At 67.4% G+C, this 17,584-nt stretch carries 18 protein-coding genes and 1 tRNA gene; 8 read left to right on the top strand and 11 right to left on the bottom strand.

The window, feature by feature from the left end; all coding sequences use genetic code 11:
* The first annotated feature begins 19 nt into the window (after window positions 1-19).
* Together IQ292_RS00620 and IQ292_RS00625 are read left to right on the top strand one after the other, a co-directional pair.
* Window positions 20-199: a hypothetical protein gene (locus tag IQ292_RS00620; protein WP_203308377.1), complete on the top strand. Its 180-nt coding sequence runs from the start codon at window positions 20-22 to the stop codon at window positions 197-199.
* A complete protein-coding gene (locus IQ292_RS00625; protein WP_203308378.1) occupies window positions 196-1,149 on the top strand; it encodes an aldo/keto reductase in 954 nt (317 codons plus the stop codon). Before IQ292_RS00620 ends, IQ292_RS00625 begins: the two co-directional genes overlap by 4 nt.
* Before the next feature lie 45 nt (window positions 1,150-1,194).
* Here IQ292_RS00625 and IQ292_RS00630 read toward each other — a convergent pair whose 3' ends face one another.
* Entirely contained in the window at window positions 1,195-2,787 is a 1,593-nt protein-coding gene (locus tag IQ292_RS00630; protein WP_203308379.1) for an isocitrate lyase, read from the bottom strand.
* A gap of 131 nt (window positions 2,788-2,918) precedes the next feature.
* A complete protein-coding gene (locus IQ292_RS00635) occupies window positions 2,919-4,310 on the bottom strand; it encodes a helix-turn-helix domain-containing protein (protein WP_203308380.1) in 1,392 nt (463 codons plus the stop codon).
* A 344-nt stretch (window positions 4,311-4,654) separates the two neighbouring features.
* Here IQ292_RS00635 and IQ292_RS00640 point away from each other — a divergent pair, with 344 nt between their 5' ends.
* Together IQ292_RS00640 and IQ292_RS00645 are read left to right on the top strand one after the other, a co-directional pair.
* Window positions 4,655-5,617 (top strand): cation diffusion facilitator family transporter, encoded by a 963-nt coding sequence (locus tag IQ292_RS00640; protein WP_203308381.1) that lies wholly within the window; start codon window positions 4,655-4,657, stop codon window positions 5,615-5,617.
* Between the two features lie 32 nt (window positions 5,618-5,649).
* Window positions 5,650-6,369, top strand: a complete 720-nt coding sequence (locus IQ292_RS00645) for a hypothetical protein (RefSeq protein WP_238940698.1) — start codon at window positions 5,650-5,652, stop codon at window positions 6,367-6,369.
* A 66-nt stretch (window positions 6,370-6,435) separates the two neighbouring features.
* Here IQ292_RS00645 and IQ292_RS00650 read toward each other — a convergent pair whose 3' ends face one another.
* A complete protein-coding gene (locus IQ292_RS00650) occupies window positions 6,436-7,221 on the bottom strand; it encodes a 3-hydroxybutyrate dehydrogenase (RefSeq protein WP_203308382.1) in 786 nt (261 codons plus the stop codon).
* A gap of 108 nt (window positions 7,222-7,329) precedes the next feature.
* On the opposite strand from IQ292_RS00650, the gene ypfJ reads away from it, so the two are divergent.
* Window positions 7,330-8,247, top strand: coding sequence for a KPN_02809 family neutral zinc metallopeptidase (ypfJ, locus tag IQ292_RS00655; RefSeq protein WP_203308383.1), 918 nt, complete (start codon window positions 7,330-7,332; stop codon window positions 8,245-8,247).
* Window positions 8,248-8,298: 51 nt separating this feature from the next.
* On the opposite strand, the gene IQ292_RS00660 is transcribed toward ypfJ, so the two are convergent.
* Window positions 8,299-9,288, bottom strand: a complete 990-nt coding sequence (locus IQ292_RS00660) for an NADP-dependent oxidoreductase (RefSeq protein ID WP_203308384.1) — start codon at window positions 9,286-9,288, stop codon at window positions 8,299-8,301.
* A gap of 129 nt (window positions 9,289-9,417) precedes the next feature.
* Window positions 9,418-10,728 (bottom strand): DUF2171 domain-containing protein, encoded by a 1,311-nt coding sequence (locus tag IQ292_RS00665; protein ID WP_203308385.1) that lies wholly within the window; start codon window positions 10,726-10,728, stop codon window positions 9,418-9,420.
* Window positions 10,729-10,985: 257 nt separating this feature from the next.
* Here IQ292_RS00665 and IQ292_RS00670 point away from each other — a divergent pair.
* Window positions 10,986-11,061 (top strand) — tRNA-Ala (locus IQ292_RS00670).
* 24 nt (window positions 11,062-11,085) lie between these two features.
* Here the strand turns inward: IQ292_RS00670 and IQ292_RS00675 are convergent.
* Window positions 11,086-11,343 (bottom strand): DUF6894 family protein, encoded by a 258-nt coding sequence (locus IQ292_RS00675; RefSeq protein ID WP_203308386.1) that lies wholly within the window; start codon window positions 11,341-11,343, stop codon window positions 11,086-11,088.
* A 118-nt stretch (window positions 11,344-11,461) separates the two neighbouring features.
* Here IQ292_RS00675 and IQ292_RS00680 point away from each other — a divergent pair, with 118 nt between their 5' ends.
* Both IQ292_RS00680 and IQ292_RS00685 read left to right on the top strand, forming a co-directional pair.
* Window positions 11,462-12,208 carry an NUDIX hydrolase gene (locus IQ292_RS00680; RefSeq protein WP_203308387.1) on the top strand — a complete coding sequence of 249 codons (747 nt, stop codon included), beginning with the start codon at window positions 11,462-11,464 and terminating at the stop codon, window positions 12,206-12,208.
* The gene (locus IQ292_RS00685; protein ID WP_203308388.1) at window positions 12,208-12,939 is read left to right on the top strand and encodes an extensin-like domain-containing protein; all 732 of its coding nucleotides are present in this window, start codon (window positions 12,208-12,210) and stop codon (window positions 12,937-12,939) included. The genes IQ292_RS00680 and IQ292_RS00685 overlap by 1 nt, the downstream gene beginning before the upstream one ends.
* 174 nt (window positions 12,940-13,113) lie before the next feature.
* Here the strand turns inward: IQ292_RS00685 and IQ292_RS00690 are convergent, their stop codons facing one another.
* The 5 genes from IQ292_RS00690 to IQ292_RS00710 all read right to left on the bottom strand — a co-directional run bounded on the left by IQ292_RS00690 (window position 13,114) and on the right by IQ292_RS00710 (window position 17,507).
* The gene (locus IQ292_RS00690) at window positions 13,114-13,671 is read right to left on the bottom strand and encodes a hypothetical protein (protein ID WP_203308389.1); all 558 of its coding nucleotides are present in this window, start codon (window positions 13,669-13,671) and stop codon (window positions 13,114-13,116) included.
* Window positions 13,672-13,906: 235 nt separating this feature from the next.
* A complete protein-coding gene (locus IQ292_RS00695; RefSeq protein WP_203308390.1) occupies window positions 13,907-14,200 on the bottom strand; it encodes a hypothetical protein in 294 nt (97 codons plus the stop codon).
* Between the two features lie 166 nt (window positions 14,201-14,366).
* Window positions 14,367-15,107, bottom strand: coding sequence for a Bax inhibitor-1/YccA family protein (locus IQ292_RS00700; protein WP_203308391.1), 741 nt, complete (start codon window positions 15,105-15,107; stop codon window positions 14,367-14,369).
* Window positions 15,108-15,289: 182 nt separating this feature from the next.
* Entirely contained in the window at window positions 15,290-17,056 is a 1,767-nt protein-coding gene (locus IQ292_RS00705) for a chloride channel protein (RefSeq protein WP_420853642.1), read from the bottom strand.
* Between the two features lie 61 nt (window positions 17,057-17,117).
* On the bottom strand, window positions 17,118-17,507 hold the full coding sequence (locus tag IQ292_RS00710; RefSeq protein ID WP_203308393.1) for a hypothetical protein: 390 nt from the start codon (window positions 17,505-17,507) through the stop codon (window positions 17,118-17,120).
* Between the last annotated feature and the right edge of the window lie 77 nt (window positions 17,508-17,584).

Below are 17,584 nucleotides of genomic sequence, written 5' to 3' on the forward strand. Positions count from 1 at the left end.
GGTCATGATGCGCCGCCTGATGTCAGCCGCCCTCCTCGGACTTTCCGCCACCGCCTGTCGCCAGGCGCCGGACGAGCCGGCCCGCGCCATCACCGCTGACGAGGCGCGACAGCTGAACGAGGCGGCGGACATGTTGGATGCCAACAGCGTCGACCTCAACGCGATCGACCCCTACCAGAACGGAAGCGACCCCGCATGACCGTGCCCCTCCGACGCCTCGGCTCCACCGACCTGCGCATCGCCCCGCTGGTGCTCGGCGGCAACGTATTCGGCTGGACGGCCGACCGCGCGGCCAGCTTCGCGGTGCTCGACGCGTTCGTCGACGGCGGCGGGACGATGATCGACACCGCCGATGTCTATTCCGCCTGGGTCGACGGCCATCAGGGCGGCGAATCCGAGACGATGATCGGCGAGTGGCTGAAGGCGAGCGGCAAGCGCGATGCGGTGCTGCTCGCGACCAAGGTCGGCATGCTGCCGGGGGAAGGCGGCGAGAAGCTCGCGCCCGCGCGCATCGCCGCGGCGGCCGAGGCCTCACTGAAGCGGCTCGGCACGGACCGCATCGATCTCTACTACGCGCACCAGGACGATGAGAGCGTTCCGCAGGAAGCGGTGCTCGAAGCGTTCGGCAGGCTGGTCGACGCCGGCAAGGTCCGCGTCATCGGCGCCTCGAATTTCCACGCCGCGCGTCTCAAATCGGCCAACGATGCCGCGAAAGCGAACGGCCTGCCCCGCTATCATGTGCTCCAACCCGAATATAATCTGGTCAGCCGCCACAAGTTCGAGGGTGAGCTGGAGGATTATTGCATCGCCGAGAACATCGGGGTGCTGCCATATTACGGTCTCGCCTCCGGCTTCCTGACGGGCAAATACCGCAGTCGTGACGATCTAGGTAAGAGCGTGCGCGGCAATCGCATGGGCGACCTGCTCGAAGGCAAGGGCGCGTCCGTGCTCGGCGTCATGGACGACATCGCCGCCGAGACCGGCGCGACGCTGGCGCAGATCGCGCTAGCCTGGCTGATCGCGCAGGAAGGCGTGACCGCACCGATCGCCAGCGCGACCAGTGTCGAACAATTGCGCGACCTGTTGCCCGCGATGACGCTGGACCTGACCAAGGAACAGGTCGGTCGGCTGGACGCGGCCGGCGCGTGAAGCGACACGTCACCCCGGCGCGCACCGGGGTGACGATCCTTCCCGTCAGGCGGCGAACTGGTTCATCGTGTTGTGGGCGCCGCCGGCCTTGAGCGCGGCCTCGCCCGCGAAATACTCCTTGTGGTCGTCGCCGATGTCGCTGCCCGACATGTTCTGGTGCTTGACGCAGGCGATGCCCTCACGGATCTCGCGGCGCTGGACGCCCTTGACGTAACCCAGCATCCCCGCCTCACCGAAATACTCGCGGGCGAGATTGTCGGTGCTCAACGCCGCCGTGTGATAGGTCGGCAGCGTGATGAGGTGGTGGAAGATCCCCGCGCGTGCGCTGGCATCCTTCTGGAACGTGCGGATGCGTTCGTCCGCCTCCGCCGCCAGCGCCGTATCGTCATAATCGGCGCTCATCAGCCGCGCCCGGTCATAGGACGCGACGTCGCGCCCTTCCCCGGCCCAGTGGTCGTAGACCTGCTGGCGGAAATTGAGCGTCCAGTTGAAGCTCGGCGAATTGTTGTAGACGAGCTTGGCATCCGGAACCACGGCGCGGATGCGGTCGACCATGCCCGCGATCTGCTCGATGTGCGGCTTCTCCGTCTCGATCCACAGCAGGTCCGCGCCGTTCTGCAGCGACGTGATGCAATCCAGCACGCAGCGATCCGCGCCCGTGCCCTCGCGGAACTGGAAGAGGTTGGACGGCAGCCGCTTGGGCCGCATCAGCTTGCCGTCCCGTTCGATGACGACGTCGCCGCGCAGCGTCGACAGGTCGGTCACCTCCTCGCAATCGAGGAAAGCGTTATACTGGTCGCCGAGATCGCCCGGCTCGCGCGAATAGGCGATCTGCTTGGTGAGGCCCGCACCCAGCGAATCGGTGCGCGCGACGATGATGCCGTCCTCGACGCCCAGCTCGAGGAAGGCGTAACGGATCGCGCGGATCTTCTGCAGGAAATCCTCGTGCGGCACGGTGACCTTGCCGTCCTGGTGGCCGCACTGCTTCTCGTCGCTGACCTGGTTCTCGATCTGCAACGCGCAGGCGCCGGCCTCGATCATCTTGCGCGCCAGGAGATAGGTCGCCTCGGCGTTGCCGAAGCCGGCATCAATATCCGCGATGATCGGCACGACGTGCGTCTCGTGATTGTCGATCGCCTGCTGCACGCGCTGGGCCTCAACGTCGTTCCCGGCCGCCCGCGCCTTGTCGAGGTCGCGGAACAGCAACGACAGTTCCCGCGCATCCGCCTGCCGGAGAAAGGTGTACAGCTCCTCGATCAGGGCCGGCACGCTGGTCTTCTCATGCATCGACTGGTCGGGCAGCGGGCCGAATTCGCTCCGCAATGCGGCGATCATCCAGCCCGACAGATAGAGGTAGCGCCCCTTGGTCGACCCGAAATGCTTCTTGATCGCGATCAGCTTCTGCTGCCCGATGAAGCCGTGCCAGCATCCCAGCGACTGCGTATAGGCGGCGGGATCGGCGTCATAGGCCGCCATGTCGCGGCGCATGATCGCGGCGGTATGGCGGGCGATATCCAGCCCGGTGCGGAATCTGTTCTGCAGGCGCATCCGCGCCACGGCCTCCGCATCGATGCCGCCCCAGGCAGGTTGGGTTTCGATCGCCTGTCGCGCGTGTCCGATGGCTTGCTGGTAGGTCATGTCGCTGCCTCGCTGTGTAAGTGCAGCCTCTGTATGTCACTTCACAGCCGGATTACGAAAAAACTGCTCCAATAGCGCGTTTCCAAGTCAACATCGGGCCGGGCCGTTTGTAATTTTGTAAATATTTTTCATCAATCGCCCGCGAAGGTGAACCCCGACACGCCCCGGTCCCGCTCGTTGATCAGGAGCGGCCTTCCGGCGGGTGGAGCAGAGCGCTGCGGACAATCACCGCGATGACAGGCCGCGCAGCCGAGACCGATTGGCGTCGCGTCGCCTTTGAGATCGATGCCGCGCGCGACCGCCAGCCCGCCCGCGACGTCCGCCGGCACGCCGAGCCCGACGGCGAATTCCGCGACCACCGCGCCGTACCGGCGACGTTGCGGCGTCACGGTGCGCGACACGGTGAGCCAGCGCGCGCCGTCCTCCAATTCGACCAACTGAACCGCGAGATCACCGGGCCGGTCGAAGGCGTGATGCACGCGCCACAACGGGCATCGGCCTTTCGCCTCGGCCAGCGGTGAGGCGCTGGAGCCCGCGAACCGCTTCGAACATTGGCCGGCGCGATCGATCCGGATCAGGAAGAACGGCAATCCCCGCGCGCCGACCCGGTGCAGCGTGGTCAGCCGGTGTGCGACCTGCTCGAACCCGGCGCCGAAGCGCCGTTGCAGCAGTTCGAAATCGTATCCGGTCGATTCGCATGCCCGCAGGAAGCGGGCGTAGGGCATCATCACGGCCGCGCCGAAATAGCTGGCGAGATGGCGCCGGAACAGCCGTTCGGAGGCCCGGTCCGCGAACCCCGCCCCCTTGGCGAGCGCGTCGATCTCCCCCCGCGCCTCGATCAGCGCCAGCTGATAGGCGGCCGCAAAGGTCCGCGACGCGGGATCGAGCGTCTCGCTCAGCTGCAGCTGGCGCGCGTGAAGATCGAGGCGGTGGAGCAGGTCGGGCATGACCTCGACCGGCAGGATACGGATCGTCAGCTGATGCTTGACGCGCAGACGCTCGGCGATGGCGCCATAGAGGTCGCCTGCCCCCAGGCGCAGCTCGTCGGCAAGATTCTCCGCCAGACCGTCCAGGTCGGGGAAATGTCCGCGCCAGCGCTCGATCTCCCGGCGGACTTCGCCGACGGGATCGACGCCCTCCGGCGCGACGCCGCTGCCGCCACCCGCGCCGAGCCGATCGTAGACCCGGGCGAACGCCTCCGCGCCACCCGGCGCGCCGGCGATCCATTCCGCCAGCTCGTTCCGATCGATTTCGAGGTCGGCGAAGATCGGATCGGCCAGCCGCCGGCGGAGCGCCGACTCGCCGCCCCCCGGCTCCCCCGCGGTCAGCGCGCGCGGATCGAAGTCATAGGATTCGGCGAGCTTGACCAGCAATGCCGCGGACAAGGGACGCTGGTTGCGCTCCACGAGATTGAGATAGCTGGGCGAGATGGCCATCGCCTCGGCCATGGCCGCCTGGGTCAGCCCTGCCTGCCGCCGCACCCGCCGCACGGCATGTCCCGCGAACAGCTTGCGTTCCGCCATGTTCCCTCCGTCCGATCGCGAGCGATTGACGCTAGGCGGACCAACTTGTCAATTCGTTACAGTCCCACTCGCTGTTCTACAAATGCGGTACACATCATGACCGCCAGCGCGCGTCCATCCCGGATGGCGTAGAGCGAAACGGGCGATATCAGCGTCTTCGAAAGTTTCCTGGGGAGGAAAGGTGCCCGCTGGTGGAGTCCACCGGCGGGCATTCCCATTCTTGGGCCAAGGCGGCGACGCCCGACAGCCCCGCAGCGACGGGTCGCCATGGCACCGCTGTCGGCGCGGGCAGCAACACCATGTCGTCACGGCACCGTCGGCGCCCCGGCCGCGTTAAGTCGCCTATGACCCACGGCCTCGCGCAGCGCATCCGCGAAAACATCGTCCTCTACGGCGCGCTCGCCGCCAATCTCGGCATCGGCGTCGCGAAATTCGTCGCGGCCGCGATCACCGGCTCCTCGTCCATGCTGACCGAGGGCGTGCACAGTTGCGTCGACAGCGGAAATCAGATCCTGCTGCTTTACGGCCAGCATCGCGCCAAGCGTCCCCCCGACGCCGTGCACCCGTTCGGTTATGGCAGGGAATTGTATTTTTGGGCGTTCGTGGTCGCGATCCTGATCTTCGCGGTTGGAGCCGGCGTGTCCGTCTACGAAGGCTATCTGCATATCGTCGAGCCGGAAGAACTGACCGATCCGCTCGTCAATTACATCGTCCTTGCCATCGCGACCGTGCTGGAGGGATCGTCATGGTTTCTCGCGATGCGGGAATTCCGCGAATCGAAGGGGGACGCCGGTTGGTGGCAGGCGATCCGCCGGTCCAAGGACCCCGCCGGCTTCATCGTCTTGTTCGAGGATTCGGCGGCGCTGGCCGGCCTGGTCATCGCCGCGATCGGCGTCTGGGCGAGCCACGCTTTCGCCGACCCGCGGATCGACGGCATCGCGTCGATCGTGATCGGGCTCATCCTGGGGCTCGTCGCGGTGCTCCTCGCGCGTGAGGCGAAGGGGCTGCTGATCGGCGAGCGCGCCGACCCGAAGGTGATAGAGACGGTGCGCGCCATCGTCGCCGCGCACCCGGCGGTGTCGGGCGTCAATCACGTCCGCACGATCCATACCGCGCCCGATGCGATCTTCGTCGCGGTCAGCGCGGACTTCGACGACGCCCTCACCATGGGCGAGGGCGAGACGTTGATCGAGGCGCTGGAGGAACAGCTGCGGGCGGCGGTCCCGGCGTTGAGTTCGATCTACATACGACCGGAAAAGCGCGAAAATGCGATCAGCGACGTCGCGGCCTACGGCATGGCCGGCTGACGTGCGGAGCGACATCGGCTAGGATCGCGACCATGTTCCGTTTCTTCCTGCGCCCGCTGCTTGCCTTGCTCCTGACGCTCGGCGCCCTCGTCGGCGCCTCGCCGGCCTGGGCGGCCGTGACGATCACCTTCTGGAGCCACGAGTTCGGCAACAGCTTTCCGCATGCCTTCTTCACGCTGCGGGGTGTGCCGGACGCGGGTGGCGATCCCGTCGACGCGAATTACGGCTTCACGGCGAAGGCGGTGACCCCCGCGATCCTGATGGGTACGGTGCCCGGTCGGCTCGACATCTCCAAGCCCACGTACATCGCCGGCAGCGACGCGCAATTCTCGGTCGTGCTGACCGACGCGCAATATGCCGCGGTGCTCAAGCTCATCGCCGCCTGGGACGACAAGACGGGCGACGGCCATTACAATCTCAACACCCGCAACTGCATCCATTTCGTCAAGGAAGCAGCGCGGATCGCCGGCCTGACGGGCCTCGACCAGCCCAAGCTGATGAAGAAGCCGCGTTCCTATCTTCAGGCGGTCGCCGCCGCCAATCCCGGCGCGATCGTGCCGGTGAAGATGCACGGCAAGGCGTATCTCGCCTCGCTGCCGCCGCTGACGGCGACTCCGGTCGTCGTCGCGCCGGGGCCGGGCGGGCCGGCGACCGTCGTCAATCCCGCCACCCCGGCATCGGCCGCACTGCCGACGCCGGGCGCGTCGACTGCCGTGGTACAGCCGCTCCCGGCGCCCGCACCGCGGCGCTAGTGCACGATCCAGCAAGGCTGGATCAGGGCGGAAGTTCCCCGCAAGGTAATCACACTCCAGGCGCCGTCACATCGCCGTCCAGCCGCCGTCCACCGACAGGTTCGCCCCGGTGATCGCCTTCGCCGCATCGCCGCACAGGAACAGCGCGAGCGCCGCGACCTGTTCGGGCGTGACGAATGCCTTGGTCGGCTGCGCCGCGAGCAGCACGTCGTTCATCACCTGATCGCGGGTCAGTCCGCGCGCCTTCATCGTATCGGGGATCTGCGCCTCGACCAGCGGCGTCCAGACATAGCCCGGCGAGATGCAGTTGACGGTGATGCCATGCGTCGCCGTCTCCAGCGCGACCGTCTTGGTCAGCCCGACCAGCCCGTGCTTGGCCATGACATAGGCCGACTTGTTCGGGCTGGCGACGAGGCTGTGCGCCGAGGCGGTGGAGATGATCCGGCCCCAGCCCTTGGCCTTCATGTGCGGCACCGCCGCCTGCATGGCGTACCAGGCGCTCGTCATGTTGATCGCGACGATCGCCTCCATCTTCTCCGCCGGGAATTCGTCGATCGGGGCGACGTGCTGGATGCCGGCGTTGTTGATCAGGATGTCGACCCCGCCCAGCTCGCGCGCGGCACGATCGACCATCGCACCGATCTCTTCGGGCTTCGTCATGTCCGCCGCGTCGTAGAGCGCGCCCGCGCCACTCGCCGACGCGAGTTCCGCCCGCGCCGCCTCGATCGCGTCGGCATCGCCGAAGCCGTTAATGACCACCGCCGCCCCTTCCGCCGCGAGTGCGCGGGCATAGGCGAGCCCGATGCCGGAGGTGGAGCCGGTGATGACGGCGGTCTTGCCCTTCAGGAACATTGGCGCATTCTCCGTTCTTTGCTGTGCGTCATGCCCTTCGTTCGGGCCCTGTTGCAACCGCCTGCGTCCCCGCGCATTTCGTGACGCAAGCACAACGGAGACCTGCCCATGCGCCTCGACGATTTCGATCCCAACGACATCGACGTCGGGGAGGCGCGCTCGGGCGGCGGCTTCGGGGGTGGCGGTGGCAGCGGCGGATTGCTCTTCGGCCTGCTGCCGTTGATCGGCAGTCGCTTCGGCTGCGGCGGTATCGTTGTCGTGCTGCTGCTGCTCGCCGTCTTCGGCGGCCTTGGCAATATCGGCGGCATGCTCGGTGGTGGCGGAGGCGGTACGCCATCCGTCACGCAGCAGGATCGCGGCGGCTCTGCCGCGGAGGTCACGCGCCTCTGCACCACCGACGCCGGCGCGAAGTCCGCATGCAACGCCTTCCAGTCGGCGCAGAAGACCTGGGCGGCCATCTTCGCCCAGCAGGGCGCGCGGTTCGAGAAGCCGGGCCTGCGTTTCTATTCGGGCAGCGGCGTGTCCGGATGCGGCGCGGCGCAATCGGCGATGGGGCCGTTCTATTGCCCGACCGACCATGACATCTATCTCGACACCAGCTTCTTCGGCGAATTGGCGAACCGCTTCGGCGCGAAGGGCGATTTCGCGCAGGACTATGTCATCGCGCACGAATTCGGCCATCACATCCAGAACCTGCTCGGCACGTCGGATCAGGTGCAGCGCATCCAGCGCTCGTCCGGCGAAGCGGAGGGCAACGCCGCGTCGGTCCGTCTCGAACTGCAGGCGGATTGCTATGCCGGAGTCTGGGCCGCGAAGAATCGCGACCGGATGGATTCGACCGATCTTCAGGAGGGCCTGACCGCCGCCAACGCGATCGGCGACGACACGCTGCAGAAGGAGGCGCAGGGCCGCGTCGTGCCTGACAGCTTCACGCACGGCACGTCCGCCCAGCGCGTCTATTGGCTGAAGCACGGGTTCGAAACCGGCGACCCCGCCCAGTGCGATACGTTCAACGGAGCCGTATAGGGCCCCGGCCGCATCGGCACCCCGTCCGCACGGGCGGGGTGCCGGAAGCGCTCATACCCGTACGAGCATCTTGCCGGTGTTGCCGCCGGAAAACAGCGCCAGGAATGCGTCCGGCGCCCGCTCCAGTCCATCGAACACCGTCTCTTGCCGCTGCAGCTTGCCCTCGCCGAGCCAGCCACCCATGTCGCGGTAGAAGTCCGCTGCCTTGCCGACATAGTCGCTGACGATGAATCCCTGCATCCGGACGCGGTTGCCGATCAGCCGCGCCAGGTAGCGGAGCGAGGTCGGCTCCGCGCTGTTGTACACGTCGATCATGCCGCAGATTGCGAAGCGTGCATGCACATTGGCATGCGCCAGCGCCGCGTCGAGATGTTCGCCGCCCACGTTGTCGAAATAGACGTCGATGCCGTTGCGCGCGACCTCGCCCAGGGCCTTCACGACCGGCGTCCCGCTCTTGTAGTCGATCACCGCATCGGCACCCAGCGACTGGACCCAGGCACATTTGTCGGCGCCGCCGGCCGATCCGATGACATGGCAGCCCTTCGCCTTCGCGATCTGCACCACGGTCGACCCGACCGCGCCCGCCGCGGCCGAAACGAACACGGTGTCGCCCTCCTTCAGGCCCGCGACCTCGGTCAATCCGAAATAGGCGGTCATCCCCGGCATGCCCAGCTGGCCAAGGAAGGCCTGCGGATCGACGTCGAGCTGCGGCAGCGGCTGGACCTGATCCGCGGGCAGCACGGCCTCATCGCGCCAGCCGGCGAAATGCTGCACCATGTCACCCTCACGGTACCGGTCGGACCGGCTCTCGACGACGCGGCCGATCGCGCCGCCCTGCATCGGCTTTCCAAGCTCGAACGGCGGCGTGTAGCTTTTCACGTCGTTCATGCGACCGCGCATGTACGGGTCGACGGACAACCAGCTGTTGGCGATCCGGACCTCGCCGTCCGCCAGCTCCCGCCGGCCGAGATCGACCAGTTCGAAATTGTCCATCGTCGGCATCCCCTGCGGGCGTGACTTCAGGCTCCATGCTCGTGCCATGCTGATTCTCCTTTTCTAGCCAATCTGATCTTTTAGGTTTTGATTCGCTACGAAAAAAGCCCGGGGACATCGCCCCCGGGCTTTCTCCTGGGGATCCTTGCGGATCCGCTGCGCGCAGATCTCCCGAGCTCAGTAGGTGCCGGGGAAGCTGCGGTTGAGGTTCTGTCCATCCGTCGACGTCTCTGCGTCCGCCTGTCCCGTCGTGGACTGACCCGACGTTGCCTGACCCGAGGTGGACTGACTACCGGTCGCGGACGTGGTCGTCGTGCGGTCGGTGCGGGTGTTCGACATGTCGCGCCGGCCACCGTCCTGCGTGTTGTCGCCATAGCCGAACATCGCCTGGTTCCGCTCCTCGTCACGCCACGCCTGCTTGGCCTCGGCGGCGGTCTTGCTGAGCGTCACCTTGCCCTCGACCGTCTTCAGCCAGCTCGACGGGATCGAGTGGTGGTGGCCGCCCGCATCGCGGTCGTTCTTGGTCAACAGGATGCGGTCGCCACGCACCTTGTCGACGGTGCCGACATGCTCGCCGTCGCTGCCGACGACGTCCATATGCTCCTCGACCTTGTTCAGCGAGTCGCGCTGGCCCTGACGGTTCGTCCGCCACGAGCTGAATTCGTTCTCGAACTTCGTGCGGTTCTCGCGGCGATATTCGTCGTAGTCGCGATCGAGCGAGGCGATCTGGCCGCGACGCCAATTGCCGTAATCGTCGTCGCGATCATTGGCGTTGCGTTCGTCGTACCGCGAATCCATCTCGCGGCGGCGCTCGGCGTCCTCGTCGCCGAACCACGAGCGGACCTCGTCGCCGGCGCGGGCGAAGAAACCGCGCTCTTCATAATCATAGCCCTGGGGCTGGCGGCCATAACCGCCCTGCTGCGACGACGGGCGGCCGGCGCTGCGACCTTCGCCGTAGCTGCCGCGATTGTCGTAGCGCCCGCGATAATTGTCGTCGTCGGCATGGCGATTCTGACCGACGTCGAGGAAGCGGCGGCCGTCATGGCCGTAGCTGCCATGATAGTCCTGCCGCGCGCCGTAACGGTCTTGGTCCACACCGTAGCGGTTCTGCTGTGCGAAACGATTGTCCGACTGGCCCCAGTCGCGGCTGCCGCGTCCGTAGCTGTCGTCGCGGCTACCGCGTCCATAGGCGTCGCTGCGGCCATAGGCGTCGCTGCGGCCATAGGCGTCGTCGCGACCAAAGCCACGGGCACCCTGCGCATCCCGATCGCGATTGAAGCGATCGCGCTGCTCGTAACGCTGGTTGCCGTATTCGCGCCGACCATAGTCGCGGTCGTTGTCATAGGCGCCGGAGGCTTCATAGTCGCGCGCGCTCGAATAGCTGTAGCTGCGGCCCGAGCCATAGTCGTGTCCGTAGTCCTGCGTGTCGGAGCGGCCGTAATAGTCGCCCTGCGGATTGGTGCCCCGCGGGTAGCGTTCGTAGCCCATGATCGTCTCCTTCGGATGGTCGTCCTGCGGCTGCGGAGCGTCGTTCCCGCGCTCCTGCGTCCGGGCCTAACAAGCGTCAAAGTCGCCGCTTCGTTCCTATCGTTGCGCGCGCACAACGACGCAAAACGGCGCTTTTCGGCGTCGGTTCGTCGCATGGGCTTTGTCGCAAGATTTTCGCACGTGGCCCCGCGGGCCTGTTGCATCGGGCGGGAAGCCCCGCTAATGGCGTCGCTCCCGGCCTTGCCGGGGCGGAGTGCGGGGCTGTAGCTCAGATGGGAGAGCGCTGCAATCGCACTGCAGAGGTCAGGGGTTCGATTCCCCTCAGCTCCACCACCCACTCCGCCAGCGTCGCGCCTTCTATCCGATATCAGGCTGGACTATCCGCGCAGCCGGCGCGAGCGTGCCGACGAAATCCAGTAGGAACAGCGTCAGACCATGCGCGTCGGTAACCTGCACCCGCCATTCGTGTCCCGACCAGAAATCGTCGACCTGTTCAAGCGCCTCGCCCAGGAGCCGGATCGCGACGCGCTGGGCCGCCGCCAGATCCGGCAGTTCGCGTCCGGCCTGATCAGTGATCGTGGTCCCGTCGTGGATATGAAAGTGATATCGAGGCACCGCGCTCTCCTTCGCGAGGCGCGCTCCATAAGCTTTATCTTAGATCAATGTTTTATACAGGGTTAGCATGGCGCCACGGCTTTGACCCGCATACGTCGCCGATGCGTTTGAAGCGGTCATGAACGCCCCTGCCATTCCTGCCAGCACCCTGATCATTCTGCGCGAGCGCGCCTCTGGACCGCCCGAGATTCTGATGGTGGAGCGGGGGTCAGCCATGGCATTCGCCGCTGGCGCCATGGTGTTCCCGGGTGGGCGCATCGATCCGGGCGACGTCGCCATGGCGACCGGCCTGGGCCTCGGCAGCGACGGTGCGGCGCGGATCGCGGCGATCCGGGAAACGCTGGAGGAAGTCGGCCTTGCCATCGGCATCACCCCCAAGCCCGCGCCTGGGATGATCCGTGCCGTTCGGCGGCAGCTTCACGCCGGCGCCGCCTTCGACCGGCTGCTCGCCGCCGAGGGATTGACCTTGGCGCCGGATCGGCTGACCGCCTTCGCGCGCTGGCTGCCCGACCATCCGGGCATGCGGATATTCGACACGCTCTTCTTCCTCGCCCAGGCCCCCGCAGATGCGGACGTCGAGGTGGACGGAACGGAGAATGTCCGCCTGTTGTGGATCACCGCCGCCGATGCGCTGGCGGCGGCGGACGCGGGTGAGATGACGATCATCTATCCCACGCGCCGCAATCTGGAACGGCTGGCGCAATTCGGCAGCTATGCCGACGCCTGCGCCCATGCCGCCACCGTTCCCATCCGCACGATCACCCCCTTCGTCGAGACGCGGGGCGGCGTGCCGCACCTGTGCATCCCCGCCGATGCCGGTTATCCCGTGACGGGGGAACCGATCGACCACGTCCGGCGGCAGTGATGCGCGCGCTGCGCCGCGTGGCCGGCGTTGCGCTCGGCCTGCTCATCGCCGCCGCGACGGTGCTGGTCGGCTTCGCGCTGCTGCGCGGTCGGCCCCAGGACCTTCCCTGGACGCCCCTCGATCTTGCCGCGCCGATCGGCCTGTCGACGGGGCGCAAGCTCGCCGCCCTGCGAACCGACCCGGCGCAATGCCGCGCGCTGCTCGGCGCCGCCGGCGTACGATATACCGCCCTGCCGGCACGACGCGACGGTGCGACCTGCGGCTATGCCGATGCGATCCGCCTCGACCGCGGCGGCGCGATAGGGATAGCGCTGCGGCCGGCCGGACCCGGCATCGCCTGTCCGGTCGCGGCGGCTCTGGCACTATGGGAATGGAACGTCGTGCAACCCGCCGCGCAGGCGCGGTTTGGCATGCCGATCGCGTCGATCGATCATTTCGGCAGCTATGCGTGCCGCCGCCTCTACGGCCGCGAGAGCGGTGCCTGGAGCGAACACGCCCGCGCCAACGCGATCGACATCGCGGGCTTTCGACTTGCCGACGGCCGGCGGATCACCGTCGCGCGCGACTGGCAGGGGTCCGATGCCAGCGCCGCCTTCCTCCACGACGTGCGCGATGGCGCCTGCAGCCTCTACGCCACGGTGCTTTCGCCCGACTATAACGCCGCGCATCGCGACCATCTTCACCTCGACCAGGCCGATCGCGGCCCGCTCGGCTGGCGTGCCTGCCGCTGACCGTCGCCACCCCCCGATGGCGCCGGTTCTAGGCTGCGATCCGGCAAGGTTGGATCGGCGTGGAACCGGCCCTCGCCCCCCACCCGGCCAGCCCAATCAGCGTGTCCTGGATGGGCGGCCGGGTGGGGGTGAGGGCCGGTTCCGCCCCACGCATGTGGATCAAACTCCGAGCGCTCAGTGCGACAGCGTCGCGGAGCCCGTATCCACCTTCTCCACCCACTTCGGATAGAAGACCGGCTGTCGGTTGGACCAGCCGGATGCCGTCGCCGCGGCCTCGCTGATCGACTGCAGCAGCTTCCGGCGCACCTCCGGGTGTAGATGCGGCAGCGCCGCGGCACCGCAGAACGCGCTGGGCAGCCACGGCCGCACTTGCGCGCCGATCAGCCGCTCGTACAGGAAGCGGAAGGCGGAGAAGCTGGTCAGCCGCCCCTGCCCCAGGTCGAACGCGGCGAGCGTCGTCACGGGGGTGAGGAAAGGCTCGATCTGCGACAAATCGGCGTCGTCCGGCACGCGCTGCCGGATTTCCGGCAAGGCGCGATACAGCCGTGCCTGCGCGCGGATGCTCGCCGCCTCGACCACGTCGCGCGACCAGCGCGCCATGGCGTCGTCGCGGTCCAGGCCGATATCGAGGCTGCGACGGATGTAGCGCTGCGTCGATGCGGCGAACCCTGCGAATTCCTTCATTTCGGCCAGCGTCATCGCGCCCTCGGCCGGCTTCTTGGCTGCACCCATTGTGTCACCCCGCCCGTTCGTGTCGTCGGATAGGGATCATGCGCCAAGATGGTTAACCAATGCCTGAACGACGCCCGCCCGACGTCATAAAAGCATCACGAAAACTGCTGCGCCGCAACAAACAATGCGACGAGCCGAGTTTCGACTCGCCGCAAATGCAATCACATGCGTCATTGACGCAACAAAAGGTCAGCCTGCGGACTAGTCCGGTGCCCGGCGCCGCGTGATGACCACGTCAGGCCTGGCCGCTGCGCGCCTTCTCGGCTTCCTCGTCATAGCCGGACGAAGGCGCCGGTCCGTGATTGTGGATCGGCTGCGTGGAGGCGGGCGGATCGCTGGCGTCCATCGATTCATCCAGTCCCGCATCGAGCCGCGCATCGCGGTTCTCGGGGTCCTTCTCGAGCCGCTTCGCGATGGACTCGTCCTGCCCCGCATCCTGGCGCGGGTCGCGCCCCTGGTCCTCGGGCTCCGGCGGCGCGACGGCCAGGCTGTCCAGCGCCCGCTGATCCATTGTGTCTTCGTTACCCATCGCACCCTCCTCGAAATGACGTTGCGCATGAAACGACGGCCTGTCGGCTAACGTTCCGTCGCGATCGGGGTCGGGCGATATGGTCCGGACATGCAAAAGGCCCGGCGGGTTCGCCGCCGGGCCCTTCGTCGATCGGGTCCCGGGGGACCGACCGCTTGTGCCGGGATCAGTTGCGCTGCGAACCGAACAGCCGCAGCACGAACAGGAACATGTTGATGAAGTCGAGGTACAGCGACAGCGCCGACAGCACCACGACTTTACCGACCATGTCCGTGCCGGCGACCTGGAAATACAGGCTCTTGGTGCGCTGCGTGTCATAGGCGGTAAGGCCGGCGAACAGCAGCACGCCGATGAAGCTGATCACCAGGTTCAGCGGCCCCGACTGCAGGAACAGGTTGATCAGGCTGGCGACGATCAGACCGACGAGGCCGATGATCAGGAAGGTGCCGAAGGCCGACAGATCCTTCTTGGTCGTATAGCCGTACAGGCTGAGGCCGGCGAAGCCCGCCGCGGTGGCGAAGAAGGCACCCGCGATCGAGGTGCCGCTATAGACGAGGAAGATCGTCGACAGCGACAGGCCCATCAGCGTCGCGAAGGCCCAGAACAGTGCCTTCAGCGTGCCGGTCGAAAAGCGCCCCTGACCGAAGCTCATCGCGAACACGACGCCCAGCGGCGCCAGCATCAGGATCATGCGCAGCGCGCCGTTCGAGAAGACCGCCGCGGCGGCACCCGACATCGCGAAGGCGAGCGCGACGATGCCCGTCAGCAGCACGCCCGAGGCCATGTAATTGTAGACCGACAGCATGTACGAGCGCAGACCCGCGTCATAGGCGCCGCTGCGCGCGGTGCCGGCGCGCGGGGCACCGAACGGCGCGGCGCTCTGCCGGGGGTCGGACCAGTTTGCCATGGTATCCAGAACTCCTTTGTCCGGCCGAATGCCGGATGGACGAAATATCGGCCCGCGGCGAACGCTTTTCAAGCGAAACCGGGCCTCGTTTCGACGATGTGCAACACAACGTTACAGACAGGCTTCGGGGTCCGTACGCCGCCCCCGAAGCGCGCGCGATCGCCGCGTTGCGTCCGTGGCGTTCAGCGTTCGCCGAACAGCTCGCGCTGCGCCTTCTCCAGTTCGTCGACGTAGCGCCGCCGGACATGCGCCTCCGTCAGCAGGCCGAGCACATGTCCGTCGCGGTCGATCACCGCCAGTTCGTCGCGCTGCGCCGCGTCGAACTGCCGCATAACTGCCGCGATGTCGAGATCGGGGGGCAGCGCCATGTCGGCCGCGCCCGCCAGCGTCGCGACAGGCTCGGCGGCATCGAGGCCTTCCGTATGCGCGGCGATCGGACTGACGATCCCGGCGTAGCGATCGACGGCGTCGGTCAGGACGACGCGGCTCGTCGACCCCAGCGGGAAGCGGCGGCGGAATTCGGCGATGCTCGTGTCGCCTGGCACGATATTGGGCTGGCGCCGCATCATCCGCCCGGCCGTCAGCGTCTTGACCCAGCCGACGTCGCGCGCGCTGCGGATCGTCTCGCCGCGCAGATGGAGGCGCCACGTCGAGAAGGAATAGCCGAACAGCTGGCGCACGATCGTCGACGAGACGAGGCTGGCGGCCAACACCGCGCCGGTCAGGCTGAAATTGCCGGTGGCGGACAATACCAGCATCGTCATCGTGAAGGGCGCGCCGACCACCGCCACTGCCAGCGCCGCCATGCCGACCATCGCCGCATTGCCGGCGTTGAGGATGGACTGGCCCGCGACCCAGCCCAGCAGGCCGGCATAGAGATGCCCCACCAAGGTGCCGAGGAACAGCGACGCGAAGAACAGCCCGCCGCGAAAGCCGAAGCCGAGCGACACGATCGACGCCAGCGCCTTGGCGAGCAGGATGCCGGCGACGAAGGCGATCGGCACGCTCGCCATGATGTCGATGTGCAGCGCGCTGTGTCCGGCGGAGAGCACCTGCGGCGACAGCGCGGCGAGCCCCGCCATCAGCGCGCCGCCCACGATGGGCCGCGACCAGCCCGGAAGATGCGCGCGCGTCCGCGCCTCCATCAGCGCGACGCCGCGCATGATGGCGATCCCGATCAGCGCGCACGTCACGCCGAGCCCGCCGTAGAGCAGATAGCCGAACGTGTGGATTTCCGGGCCGCGCTGGACGTTGACGATATAGGGGACGACACCCAGTCGTCGTGCGGTCTGCGCGCCCGCCAGCGCGGCGGCGACGACGGGCGCGATTGCCGCCGGCGTATAGGCGCCGATCACGACCTCGAACGCGTAGAAGGCGCCCGCGATCGGCGCGCCGAAGGCCGCCGCGATCGCCGCGCCCGATCCGGCGCCGACCAACGTCCGCACGTCGCCCCGGCGCAGCTTGAGCCAATGGCCGGCGAGGGACGCGAGCAGCCCGCCCGCCTGCGCATAGGCCGCCTCCAGTCCCACCGAGGCGCCGAAGCCGTTCGAAAGGATCGTCTGGCCCGACACGACCGCACTGTCGGCGGCGGACATGCGGCCGCCGTGCAGCGCATTCGCCTCCACCGCATCGACCAGCGAGCGTCGTCGCGCCCGCACCAGCCGGTTGAACAGGACCAGCACCGCGCCGCCGATCGGCAGCATCAGCAGCTGCGGCCAGTGCAACGGCGGCGCTCCGCTCAGCCGGACGTTCTCGGGCAGATCGAACAGAAGATGCTGCACGGTGCGCGCAAGCGCGCCCTGCATCACCGTCAGCCCGCCGGCGCCCATGCCGACCAGGATGGCGAGCGCGACGAACAGGATCTCGACCGACCGAACCTGTCCGCCAAGCCACCGCAGCCAGGCAGGCCCGCGCAGACGCCGCCGCGCCTTCGCGATGATGGGAAGCATGGGCGTCATGCCCTATCCCTGCCTCCGATGCGGCGACTTGTCACCCGCTTCGCGGATCGCCTCAATGTCTGTTGAAATAGCCGGGCGGACCGCATCGGCGGAACGACGTGGCGCTTTCACCCTTGATCAGGACGAAGCGCGTCGCGTTTTGACGGCGCAGTCCGAACGTCGCGGTGTTGGCTTTCGCCGGGCTGCCATCGCCCGCTGCGCGGCAGGTTTCCGCGATCGTCAGCGTCCCCGCCGACCGCCTGGTGACGGTGTCGGTGCATTTGCTGGCATGGGCATAGGAAAAGCTGCGACCATCGAAGCTCATCGTCGTGGCATTGGGCTGGTTGTCGCACGCCAGGCCGATCGCACCATAGTCGCCGGGCCTCAGGGGTATGCTGGCGGCCGCCGCGCCGCTCGCGAGGGACAGGGCCAGCACGGTCGGCGCGATCGAATCCAAACGCATTCCACACACTCCTCGTCGGGCGGGGGCAAGCACCCTCAACCCACGACCGTGCCAAAGGTCCCCTGCCGCCCGCCGAT

Origin of the sequence: Sphingomonas beigongshangi, from assembly GCF_016820445.1 — a bacterium.
Classification (GTDB): domain Bacteria; phylum Pseudomonadota; class Alphaproteobacteria; order Sphingomonadales; family Sphingomonadaceae; genus Sphingomonas; species Sphingomonas beigongshangi.